The sequence below is a fragment of the Paenibacillus sp. S-38 genome, from assembly GCF_049942825.1.
In the GTDB taxonomy this organism is placed as follows: Bacteria; Bacillota; Bacilli; order Paenibacillales; family NBRC-103111; genus Paenibacillus_G.
The window spans coordinates 6467986-6481002 of record NZ_CP187970.1; the positions used below are offsets into that span (position 1 = coordinate 6467986).

Sequence of the window (13017 nt, forward strand, 5' to 3'; positions counted from 1 at the left end):
GTTCTTGAGGTTGACAGGAAGATTAATAGAACGCTAAGAACATAACAGATCTTTCGAATACAACTTACGGTCACTCCAAACACCTCCTAATGCTAACTCGTTAATACCACAACCTCAAATCATCAACAAGAAAAGTCCCACTGCCGTTAGAACCGGTGGATCTTACAAAAGCATACACCCTTGCAAAAGCTGCATTGGCAGGTACCGTCCCACTATTACTAATCGTCACGTAAGCCCCGTTGGTTGTACTAGCTGTTTCTGCTACTACAGAAGAGTTTGTAAACTGTCCATCATAGGTCAGGAAATCAACGTAAATCTGAACTTTTGCATTCTGTAAGCTTTCCACATTCAATTTACCGCTTATGTTTATCTTGCTGTTTGGGATAACAGCCGTATCTTGAACAATACCCGAGTACTGCCAGGTACTCAATCCGGCAGCCGTAGCCTTTTGGACTTTGTTCTCCGGGGTCAACTGGACTAATCGGTATTGAGCCCCTGGTGCATCTGCTCTTCTCCAAGAGTCCGCCACGGCAGGATCGGTTGTACTTAATTCGAACTTGGAATTGGACAGAAGGTTCAGTTGTTCCTCGTACCGTAGTTCAAGCACATCCACAAAGATAACACCTGCTCCACCTACTCCAGTAGACCTTATCATCGCGTACACACGGGCAAAAGCCGCATTAGCAGGCACGGTTCCGGTACCCGCTACCGTGATATAACCTCCATTGGTAGCCTTCGCATACTCCGAGATGATGGGAGGAGCGTACGTATACTGTCCATCCGCTGTCATAAAATCAACATACAGTTGGAACTTCGCATCCTGCAAGCCTTCGACCTTCACTTGACTGCTGATACTCAGTTTTTTATTTGGGGCTACTGCAACATCTTGAGCAATGCCTGAATAATGTCCTGCGTTAAGCCCCGAGGCGGCTATCTTTTGAAGCCTGTCCCCAGCAGCGGCATTGGCATTGGAGTTCTCGTAAACCGTACCCGGTGCCTCTGCTCTTGCCCAGCTATCCGCTGCATTGTTCTTCGTGTACGCTTCAAACCCGGGATTAGAAAGCATATTATCATTTCCGTAATTCAACTCAAGAGCATCGATACGCACGACACCAGTCCCGTTTGTTCCTGTAGATCTAATCATCGCATATACTCTGGCAAACGCGGCGTTAGACGGGACTACCCCGGTAGCCGAGATTGTTACATAGCCTCCACCGGTTGTATTGCTATACTCAGCAATAAGTGGAGCAACGTAGGTATACTGTCCACTACTGGTAAGATAATCAACGTACAGCTGGACCTTCGCACTTTGAATGCTTTCAATATTGACGCGACCTTTTACTTGGACAGAGCAATTAGGAAGGATACCTATTTCCTGAGCAATGCCTGTATACTGTCCGCTGTTCAGGGAAGAAGCGACGATCTTTTGAACCCGGCGTCCATTCGCCGTATTGGGCTGCTCTATGCGGTATTCAGAGACCAGGGGTTGAGACGACTCCCCTCTCCACAGATCGGCAATATTGTTACTGCCTGTGTAGCTCTCGAATCCAGCGTTAGCCAAGAGATTAGGCTCGCCATATTGTAGATCCACAGCATCAATATAGATGGTCCCCCCTCCACCGCTGCCCAGAGATCTTATGAAGGCATACACCCTTGCAAAAGACGCATTGGAAGGAACTACCCCATTGCTGCTTATTGTGATATAACCGCCCCCTGTTGTGTGTTCATATTCTGCTGCGACAGTTGGAGCATTCGTGTACTGTCCATCTACGGTCATAAAGTCAACATAGAGTTGGACCTTGGCATTTTGTAAACTCTCCACATTTACACGTCCACTAATCTGGATCGGTCTGTTGGGGATCACGGCGACGTCTTGCATGACTCCAGAATACTGCCAATTGGTCATCCCCGTTGCTGCAATCCTCTGCACCATTCCCCCATTGGCAATACTGGTTTCCGTGAGCTTATAATTCGTGTTAGGCGCCGCGGCTTTGGACCAACTGTAAGCCACATCCCTGCCTTTATCTGTAGTCTCGAATCCTCCGTTGGAGATCAGATTGGCACCTCCATACCGCAAATCCGTATCATCGATATAGACTGTGCCTCCTCCGCTGTCACCCGTAGATCTCAAAAAAGCATAGACCCTGGCAATAGCAGCATTGGTCGGCACCGCACCACTGCCGGCTATAGTTATATAGCCCCCATTGGTTAACTTATCATACTCCGCAATAATCGAAGAGTTAGTGTACTGTCCGGTTGAGGTTAAGAAATCAACATAAAGTTGAACCTTTGCCCCTTGAAGAGCTTCAATCTTAACTCGACCTGATACATTCATCGAATTGCCAGGTACAACAGACACATCCTGCATAATTCCGGAATATTGCGACTGAGTCATTCCCGATACACTGACCTTTTGAGCTTTAGTACCGTTAGAAGGCTCTGAACTTTGAACCAGTTCGTATAACGTACCTGGTGCAGCAGCTTTCGTCCAGCGGTCAGCCACAGCAGCACTGGCTTCGGCAGCTTGTTCGAAATGACCATTGAGCAGCAGATTCTCGTCTTTCTTCTTCCGAGTCAGGTTACCGTTAGGATCATACTCATACCTTATGCTCTCCAGTTCCCCTTTTACTGTCTCCAAGCGGCCGTTACTATCATAGAAATAATTGCTATTGGTAGCATAGACAGCAGGGCTCACCAATGAACCCAGGATGAGCAATATAAGAAACATAGTCAGACTGCGTCGACGATTACCCATTCTTTTGGACTCCTTTATCTAGTTATATCTCGAGTAGGCCAGGAACCGCTCTCCGCTCGATAGCGCCACCCACCATTCGTTGTAAAAATACACGATGGCATCCACCTTGCCGTCTCCGTTCACGTCTGCTAAAGCCTGTGCCTGCGAGCCGACACCATGACCGTTCATCCATCTGCTGTATGCCTCAAAGCGATTGCCTAAGGAGAGAGAGACCCACCATTCCCCATTATAGTAGACGATGGCATCTGCCTTACTGTCTCCATTCACATCACCAAGCAGCTGTCTCTCGGAACCAACGCCATGCCCTTCCATCCACTTCGTATAACTACCAAAGACAGTTCCGGTAGACAATGCCACCCACCATTCACCGGAATAATAGATGATCGCATCCTGCTTACCATCTCCATTCACATCCGCAAGGAGTTGATTGGTGGAACCTACGCCGAATCCATTCATCCACCGGGTATAGGCTTGGAAGGAGGTTCCGTTAGATAAGGAAACCCACCATTCTCCGTTGAAATAGACAACCGCATCCTGTTTCTTATCGCCATTGACGTCACCAAGCAGCTGGCTTTCGGAGCCTACTCCATGACCCGCAACCCACTTGGATGGAGCGGCAAAAGAGGTACCATTAGATAGCGAGACCCACCACTCTCCGTTCTTGTAAGAAACAGCGTCGTCCTTACCATCACCATTAACATCACCGAGCATTTGATTAAGCCACGGACCTCCAGTGGCCCCCATAAATCTGGACATCGGATTAAACGCAGTACCGGTCGATAAGCCAACGGACCAAGCACCGTTCATAACCTGCACTGCATCCATTCGCTTATCCCCATTGACATCACCGAGAAAGCTTCGGATAAGATCTCGTTTCAGCATGTTGCCGTTCTTATCATATTGGTAGGATACGATTTGTTGGTTCGGTGTAACATAATACGATAACCGGCCGGACGGATCATATTTGTACGTCGTCGATCCATAGGCATGAACGTATTCGAACATAGCGGCATTTACTAGAATATTGATCACTAGCAGCCAAATTAGCTTTTTACCAAGCCTCATGATGCACCCCCATTAGCTTGCTATGTTTATCGTGGGCACAATAAGAAGCGCCGCGGCAAGTACGGTGTACAAGAAAGTACATCCGGACAAGCGCTGCGGCGCACCAATTGGACCGATTATGGAGTGACTTCTACAATCACTCCGCCGTTATTACCAGAACTTCTTTCATAAAAGTCAATTTTTCTCGATTACTGTTGTAGTACTGCCATACAGTCTTTTTACATCTACAAAATCGCTCATTTTATGAGTATAGTGTTTTTTATTATCAAAACCCACATATTCAATACCTTCACAATAAGAAAGGTTTCCATCAACTACGTTTGTTTTTAAAAATACTAAAAATCGCAAATTCGGAAGATGCGGAACAAAATCAAGCGAAGGTATTTCTCCACAATTTATAATCGACAACCTTTCTAAGCTTTTCAGTTCTTTTATTACTTCAAAACTTTTTATATTCTTGCAAGATTCAATTTTTAATTCCTTCAACGTTGCAGAGTTTTTCCGTAAATCATCAATATTTGATAACTTACTGATGCTGTTAAGCTCTAGCCTAGATAAAGCTTTTAAGTTTTCGCATCCTTTAAGCGTTGTAATTACGGATTGGATAAGTGTCAGTTCTCTCAAATATGAAAGTTGAGAAAACTCCCCAAGATCCCCAGTATTAGGTTTGTACTTCCAAAAACTAATATGGTTTAGAAGACTACAACGATTAAACTCTGTTATATTTTTGTCTAAATCAAGTAAAAGAACCTCCAATTTGGGGAATATCGATAAACTCATTTTCCCTTTTGGTTCTTGCAAGCGTAAAGTTTTCAAATTGTTCAGATAAGTAAAGCCACTGTAATCAGTGATGTAAGAAGACGAAAGATTTACTTTCTCAATTAGATTACATTTAGAAAAAAAATCAACATTATCAAGCGTGTAGTATGGATTCATTAAATAAACAGCAGTAATTTTTTTTTCATTGATATAATCGATGCAATCGTCTAGTTTGCTGCCTTCAACAACTATATAATTATCCGTTCCGTTTAAAAACTTAAACCCGTCTCGGTCAATAACCGCCATTTTGTTGCCTCCTTCTCTCTTCTTCTTCGAGTATTTTCTTACCTGGGCTATTAATTCGGTTATAGTTCCCTTTGCCTGGACCTCCGTCATCCCTTATTCTTCTCGCTTCCTCCATAAGTGCTTCCCTTACGTTAGCTGCAGGGGTAAATACCTTTGTGATAACTGGGTCATTATTAGCTAAAGAGCGTTCTTTTGCAGATTGGTCCATTCTTGAAATCGGACCTTTTCCGTGATAAACAGTCCCGCTTTGGAACGTAATTGTATAAGTCCCTACCTGACAATTATGAACCCATATCCCGAGATTTGACACAAAGTAGGAGTTAAAGTCTTTTACCTCAAAATTATAAACAGTAGCTTCTCTTGGTTCTTTTTCGATTTTATCTATTGATATTTTACGTCCATCACTTGTTACTAGCAAGTCATTTACTTTTAGGTCTTTAACTAATGTCCAGCCCTTATCATCCAACCAGAACGGATGCTCACCTGTTACCTCTATAACCTCTCCGCCAATATGCAGATAAAAGATTTCATCAGCCTGTTTCTGAAATAAGCTTACAACTTCCTTATACGCCATCTCTCCTGTTTTATCGTCTTTTGCTAAAACTTTATCCCCAACATTTATTTCTTCTATCGGCTTTTCACCATCAGAGGTCAATACCTTTGTCCCAGCCGTAAAGCAGTTACATTCAAATTGAACAGGTCCTGATTCTAACTGCACTACTGCGTAAGAAGTTACTTCACCGTCCAAATATAAATCTATATTGAGGTAGCCATCACCCGAAGCAGTGATTGAAGTCGTTCCACCCTGACAACCGCCATCTAAATAACTACATCCATCATTTCTTAAAGCAAGACCCTGTATTTCCATTACCGATCTCATACTACTATCAGCTACTGCATAGGTCGTTTTCAACAACTCTAGATTATATTGTTGCATGCCATTCAACAATCCATCATACCCAGAGTATTGATTTATCGAGAAGGAATTGAAGAAGTAGTTAACAGCCCCTGTGTACCAGCTACTCTGAGCCAGCTCACTCAGTCTTCCTGCGCTTGGTAATTCGTAGTCGTGGCCACTGGGATCAATAAATCGCAAGGGATTGTTCGCAGTGTAAGAATATAAATTCAATGTCAACGGATTTGTTATATCACCCTCGTAGCTATCCTCACTAATAAACCTACCCACACTCGGGTCATACCAACGAGCCCTCAGGTACTGTAGCTTGGCATCATTGTCCCACATCTCACCGCTGTAACGGAAGGGATTCGTAATACTCTCATTTGAAACTAACGGATTTCCCCAAATGTCATACGAGTATTCGTTCAGACGCGTAGTCCCTGTACTATCTCGAAGCTCCGTTACATCGCCATGTCCATTGTGCAGATAGTACGCGACCATCTGGCCATTATCCATAGCTGCAAGTCCGAGGCCTCTCAAATACCGAGCCTTAAACTCTACTTCTCCTGCGGCGGATACGGTAGCTTCGGCAATAACCTGGTCACCATTGTAGTAATATCTACTGGTTTCGCCGTTTTTCGTCCGTTCCCACAGCAAGCCGTCACCGTTGTACTTGTACGAAACCGTTTGGCCATTGGCGGTAAGACTCGTCAAGCGGTTGTGCTGATCGTAGTTGTAGCCTGTCTCCGCAAACTCCACGTCGCTCTTTTCTTTACTATTGGATGTGGAGATGCGGTTTAACTGGTCATAACTGAAGCTGGCTGTCTGACCATCCGTATTAATCGAGGTCTGATTACTGTTTTTGTCGTAAATATAGGTGTAGTTGTGCAGGACAGTTCCCGTAGATGTTTTGTTTATTAGTGTCTTCAACTGCGGACCTTCGTAAGTGTAATCCGTCGTTACCCCATTACTCTGCTTGATCTGCTTCAACTGGCTATTGGCATAATAGCTGTACTGCGCATAGGGGCTACCCGTTAAGGTGGAACCAGCAGTTTGTCCCACAGAAGTCATACGGTTCAATGCGTCATAGCTGTAGTATACATTGACATCAAATGGATCTTTGTAGTCCTGCAGATTCCCGAGAACGTCGTAATTGTATTGAATGGTTCTTCCATCCGGATACGTAATCTTGCTCAATCCGCCAGTTGACGGATCGTATGCATACGAAGTGGTTCCCGTCATATCGTTCATCGATAAACGTCGGCCGCTCTTATCGTAGGTGTAAGAGACCGTGTCACCTGCTACCACTTGACCATCCGGTGCGAGAATATCCTGTTTGGCCATCCAGTTACGATTGTTGAACGTGCTTTGATACGTATATCCGTTGCGGTTTTTGAACTTTTCCCGGTTGCCATTGGCGTCGTAGTAATATTTCTCTATTTCTCCGCCAGGTGCTGTCAGTTGCATCGCCCGGTTCAATTCGTCCAGCTTCTTAGTTCTTACCTTTCCGTCCGGGTATACAATACTCATCTGGTTGAAGCTGTCTGCTGAAGCCGAGTAATCGTACTTCGTTACTTCCTGCTTGGCATTGGTTACACTGATCAACCGGCCAATTGTATCGTAATCGAACTTGGTTTTGTTTGCGAGCGCATCCGTCGCCTCGCGAACTTGTCCCGCATAGTCATAAATCGAAGTAGACAGTACCGTAGTCTCGTCCGTGCTTTGTCCATTAACAATCACTTTCTTTGTTTCTTTTTGCTCTGTCACACGTCCTAATTTGTCCAGGATTTCAGTTACTTTGTATCCTGTTGCATCTGTCGTTGTCTTGGTGAGACCTACATCATTCGTTTCTACCGTTGAATAGGTGCCATCTGGCGCTGTTACTTTGTTCTGGCGACTCCACTGGTCGTATCCGTATGTTGTTCTGTTGCCCTTGGCGTCTTCTGTCCACGCCAGCCGTCCGTAATCGTCATAACCCATCTTTGCCTTGATCAGCTTCTCATTAAAGCCCGCAAGGATCTTCCAGCCTATCGGATTCCACTGCGTATACGTCTGAACGCCTGTCTCATCCGTAAGCTGGAGCGAGTTATTTGTATCGTTATACTGAATAAGTGATGTGCTGTTATCCGGATTCGTAACTTTAATAATCCGTCCGAGCAAGTCATATTGATAAGTGGTAGCAGCATTCTTGCCATCGTAAAGCTTGGTAACCTGACCAGTATTGGAGTTATACTCATAGCTGTTCACAACTGTCGATACTTTCCCATCCGCATCCGTTACGGTCGACTTCGTTTTGGTTGGGAACCGGTTCTGGTACGCATCAGCATACTCGATCGTTACAACACTGCTCTTGGCTGTGCCTGTCTTGCTTGTTATTTTTCGAGTATTCCCATATGCGTCAATGTCCTCATAGGTCTTCTCGGACAACAGGGTACCGGACTCACTGCCATCGTATACCTGTTCTTTAATCACTTTCTTCTGTGCATTGCGAGTAATCAGCGTGAAACGCTTCTGTGTATCAGTGATTGGTTCGGTTACACTCCTAAGCAGCCCTGCCTCATAAGCATAATTTGTTGTTACACCAAGTGGATTGGTCGACGACAGTACGTTGCCGTAAGAATCGTACTGCCGTGAGCTTGTATACTCGATTGATTGCCCTGAAGCGCTGTAGGTAATCTTCTCATTGATCGGTTCAATAAAGTATAGTCTAGCCCGATCATGCGTGTAATCCGTTGAAATGGTGTAAGTAATATTGTTGTAAGAAGCACTTTTGGTCGTATTGGTATTGTAATATACCGGAATTTCCTCATAGATCCCCGACCGGAGCACCTTGTCATAAGTAAACTTTGTCTTGGACAAGCCATCATCAACCGTTGTAGATATGGTCATGTCTCTATAGCTGTCAGCCGGAACAAAATAGCTATAAGATTGACGATTAAAGATTTTGCTTGTCCCATCCATTAATGTAGCAGTCAAATATTTCTCTTGAACTCTATAAGCTTCATTGACAAATTGCAATGCCGTATTTGGATCTTTTATTTCAGTTGGCGAAGATTCGTATACATATACACTCTTAGCTCCTGTAGGGTGTGTAACCCCGGTTAGCAGAAGATAAGGTGCGTACGTATCAGTACTGGAATCCGAGTAATCTTTATATGCAGCACCAATTTTATAATCATAGGTAGTAACTCGGCCTTCCGGATCGATAGCTTGTGCAATATAAAAATAACGCTCATTGCCAAACTGCTTTTTTAGCAACTTTACCTGTTGCTCTCCCTTGGTAATAACTAGTCCCTGAGCTTCGTCTGAGATTGTAATGGTTTGTCCGGTGTCACTCTTGATAGAAGACAAGCTGTTTACATCATGCCATCTAGAATAATCAGTGTTAGTATAAGAAAATTCAAGTGTGTTATTATATACATCACTTATCTTCTCTAACAAGCCCTCAAATCCGAAATAATATTTAGTTCCGTCTAAAGTTTGTACTACTTTGTAATTGGATTCAGTGTACAACTTTAAATTTGCGTAGGGGTATCCTTTTAATTTGAGAACGCTCGGGCACCCCAAAGATGTGCAGCCATCTTCATTCTCATAATGCATCCTATAGGCACCCGATCCTAATCCTCCGGCTAGATGCAGAAACTCACCAGAAATATAAGGCAAATCCCAATTCCAGCCAAACCCCAATCGTCTAATGTTATATTCGGTCTGTGCGTTATTACTGTCATAAGTTCGAGTTAAAGCAAAGGACAATCCATTCCTTGAGGAAATGGTCATATCTGTGGCCTGAAGAGAAAGGCCACCTGATACAGTTGAGACCGATTCGTATTCCGAATTAATCATATAAGGTGCTTCAGAAGGCTTGGTATTCACCGTTTGGACAACCTCTTCTGCTGCTATTACCTCAGCGGCAGATGCTTCCGGAACGTAGACGTCCCCGCTAACGGTACTTTCTACTTCAGCTGAGTTGTTTACGAACTTGGGGTTGACTTCGTTGAGGCTTTGGATCAAGTCGCGCCCTGTCTCCATCTTTCTCTTGAATGCTTGCTCCGCTTCATCTAGCGTATACCCTTGATTCAGTATCGACTGAATGTCTTCCTCACTAACCCCATATTGTTTGGCTAGCTTCAGACGTTTGTCTTCCGCCGCTTCCTGCTGCTTCTCCTGTTTCTTCTCCGCCGCATACACGCTTGATTCCGCCAGGAAAGGGAGCAGGCTGGGTTGCAGAACGCTCCAAATCATGGCCGATATAATGAAACCCTTCTTGAATCTCAAAGTGTTATCCTCCTGACATATCACGATTACGGTTACGGATTCGTTTGTTTGCTGATAATGTTGCCTCTTGCATCGTATTGATATTGAGTCTGTACCGGGTTATAGGTAGGGCTTGCCGGATCCTGAGCACCCGCAGGAATAACCAACTTGCGGTATACTGGTTGGGACCATTCGAGGCCATCAAAAGTTACCACTTTGAATGTCCAAGTTCCCCCGGATAATGCCTTTGTCGTATGCTCCTTCACATCTCCCTTGACAATACCTGAACTGTATCCGATGGTTGCCCAGTTATCCTTCGAGGCCCACACCTGGTAGGCAGCCTGTGTCTGGCTGTCCGCATCACTGAAATTCCAAGTCAGCTTCGGGGTGTTTACGGTTAATGTTTGTCCTTCCGTGTAGGAAGTTACAGCTGCAACCGGAAGCGCGTTGACCTTGAACGAATTGGAACCAGACATTGGAGAGATCACTCCCTTGCTGTCTTTCGTTCTCACCTTCCAGGAGTAAGTCGAGCCGCGCTGAAGAATGTCTGCCGGTACGGTATAGGCTGTATTCGTTGAACTCTTCCATCCGGTAGTATGAACTGCAGTTCCCGCGCTGTTGTATAGATACAAATCAAATGCGGACTGCCCGTCATCTGCGTCAGGGTCATTGAATGTCCAGCGCAGTGTAGGTGTAGTGGTAGAGGCCACGCTAAAGTTTGGACGCATAGCTGTCAAATTCGTAGGCGCACCAGGCAATTGGGATACATTGATCATGCCCTTATATAGCTTTGAATCGCTGCCCCATACGCCATCCGTTACCGAAACCCGGATGTTGTTATAGGTTCCTACCGGAATATTGTCCGTATCTGCATTCCAGGTAAGGGACCACGGCTGGGCATCTCTTGCATTCGAGATGACTGCACTTTTTTCTACACCATTTACGCTTGCTTTGACCGTGAGAGTATCCATATCTGCATCCTGGACTGTACCAGTGATCGTAATAAGGTTTGTCGAAGTGCCCTTAATTACATTCTGATTTACCGTATTCACTTGAATTTTAGGCAGTAGATTAAGAACCGCAGTGTAATATGTGACTGCCCCTGAATGGGTTCGATCTACAACGATTGAATCAGTCTGACTTGTTACGTTCGGAAATTCGATTGTTACATCATTATCGACACCTGAGTTATTTCGCGTCACTATAGTATTGTTATTGTATAAGACATAATATTGGGCAGTAGGATAGTTTACATTTTTAACAGCAATAGCTTTAGCTCCAACCAGAGAAGGAAACTTAGCTGTAACATCTGTATTAGAATTATTCTTTAAAAGTCTAACGCTATTCGTGTTATCTTTTGATGAAAGTACAAAATAAGAGACGCCTCCTTGAACACTATCAACTGCTATTGATTTTGAATTTTCCAGATTAGGAAATTCGAAAGTCAAATCCTCCCTACTAATATACCCATCCTTATCAATCTTTACCGAACGGACAGTATTGTTTTCATAGAGAGCATAGTAGGTATGATAATCTGTTGAATACGAATCATACCAGTCTACGGTAATTGACTTCGCATTCGATAAATCAGGAAAAAAACTCGTATAATCGGTGGGCCCTAGGTCGCCAGATTTCCACCAAACCACAGGACCTGTTGCGGCAGCATAGGCATACACATTTCCCGTGACACTGTACACATCTTCTGTTACGGAGCCGTATACATCCCCATTAACTGTAGGATCGGGATCGGCCGGCTGCTCATTCCCGTTCACCCAACCATACTGAACCAGTCCGTGGCCATAAAGCATATCTTTGCCTGCTGTACCCAGGTCTTTCGCACTTTCGATTAGTTTTGCACGCAGCGCTGCTTGGTCTGCCCCAGGACTGCTTTGCTTGAGCAATGAAAGTTGACCCGCAATAAACGCTGAGGAGATCGAAGTTCCGTTCGCGTACTTGTATCCGTTGGAGAGTGTCGTGCTGTAGACGTTAACCCCTGGGGCCATTACCTCCAGAGCACTTCCCGTTGCTGAGAATGCAGCACGGTTGTTTTCTTTATCGACAGAGCCGACGGCTATGACAGAATCATACTTGGCGGGATACAGTACGGTGTCCCCCGATCCCTGCGCATTCCCGTTATTACCGGCAGCCGCTACAATCAGCATTCCTTTGGCATTTGCCTGATCCACAGCCTGATGAAGGGCAGGTGAATCGACGGTGGTGGACAAACTCATGTTCAGAACATCGAGTTGATTCTGAATCGCCCAATCAATCCCTGCGATCACGTCCGACAGGTAACCGACACCCTTGGAATCCAGTGCCTTCAGAGCATACAAAGATGCATCCGGAGCTACGCCAACCATGCCAATCCCGTTATTCTTGGCCCCGATGACCCCTGCAACCGTGGTGCCATGCCCGTAATCGTCATCGTACGAAGTGGTATAGTCTACAAACGAAGCGCCACCTGCAACCGATAGATCGGAATGATTCAGTGAGATCCCCGAATCAAGGACCCCTACCTTAACCCCTTGACCTGTGAAACCTGAACTCCATGCATAGGTTGCGCCGGACACGGTTGCTCCCCAGTCCTGAACCTGCTCTTCCGCTTTCAACTGGATATCTTCCTCAATGGATTGAATCAGCGGATTTTTCTTCATAGCTTCCAGTTCCGTATCTGTCACGGTTGCTGCAATAACCGGAAGATGTTTGTGCTCCCGCTTAATCTTTCCCTTTGCCTTTTGAAGAACAGTCTTGTCCGCTTTCTTCTTGAATGTGACGATTATCCGCTTGTCCTTGCCTTTCTTAGCAGCACTCATGAGAGAAGGCGAGACTACCGGCAGCTCACTAGCACTGGCATTCGCCACAAGAGCAGTAGAATGCTCCAGGTAACTGGGCTGAGGCAGGATTAAACTAGCCAGCAGGCACGCACTAAGCATGGCCGGCACTTTTCTTTTGATGGTACTTTGGGTCATGTGATAACTCC

General features: G+C 45.1%; 5 protein-coding genes. All 5 read right to left on the minus strand.

Translation table 11 applies throughout. The annotated features are described in order from the left end of the window. Nucleotides 1-100: 100 nt before the first annotated feature. The 5 genes from ACP26L_RS28290 to ACP26L_RS28310 all read right to left on the minus strand — a co-directional run bounded on the left by ACP26L_RS28290 (nucleotide 101) and on the right by ACP26L_RS28310 (nucleotide 13006). Nucleotides 101-2755, minus strand: coding sequence for a hypothetical protein (locus tag ACP26L_RS28290; protein WP_426448474.1), 2655 nt, complete (start codon nucleotides 2753-2755; stop codon nucleotides 101-103). Between the two features lie 18 nt (nucleotides 2756-2773). Beyond that, the gene (locus tag ACP26L_RS28295; RefSeq protein WP_426448476.1) at nucleotides 2774-3820 is read right to left on the minus strand and encodes an FG-GAP repeat domain-containing protein; all 1047 of its coding nucleotides are present in this window, start codon (nucleotides 3818-3820) and stop codon (nucleotides 2774-2776) included. A 174-nt stretch (nucleotides 3821-3994) separates the two neighbouring features. Further along, on the minus strand, nucleotides 3995-4885 hold the full coding sequence (locus ACP26L_RS28300; RefSeq protein WP_426448477.1) for a hypothetical protein: 891 nt from the start codon (nucleotides 4883-4885) through the stop codon (nucleotides 3995-3997). Beyond that, nucleotides 4872-10058: a polymorphic toxin-type HINT domain-containing protein gene (locus tag ACP26L_RS28305; protein WP_426448479.1), complete on the minus strand. Its 5187-nt coding sequence runs from the start codon at nucleotides 10056-10058 to the stop codon at nucleotides 4872-4874. Before ACP26L_RS28305 ends, ACP26L_RS28300 begins: the two co-directional genes overlap by 14 nt. Nucleotides 10059-10090: 32 nt before the next feature. After that, nucleotides 10091-13006, minus strand: a complete 2916-nt coding sequence (locus ACP26L_RS28310; protein ID WP_426448481.1) for a S8 family serine peptidase — start codon at nucleotides 13004-13006, stop codon at nucleotides 10091-10093. Nucleotides 13007-13017 lie beyond the last annotated feature (11 nt).

Coding starts and splice junctions, on each gene's coding strand:
- ACP26L_RS28290 (WP_426448474.1), bottom strand. CDS start 2,755: ATGGGTAATCGTCGACGCAGTCTGACTATGTTTCTTATATTGCTCATC.
- ACP26L_RS28295 (WP_426448476.1), bottom strand. CDS start 3,820: ATGAGGCTTGGTAAAAAGCTAATTTGGCTGCTAGTGATCAATATTCTA.
- ACP26L_RS28300 (WP_426448477.1), bottom strand. CDS start 4,885: ATGGCGGTTATTGACCGAGACGGGTTTAAGTTTTTAAACGGAACGGAT.
- ACP26L_RS28310 (WP_426448481.1), bottom strand. CDS start 13,006: ATGACCCAAAGTACCATCAAAAGAAAAGTGCCGGCCATGCTTAGTGCG.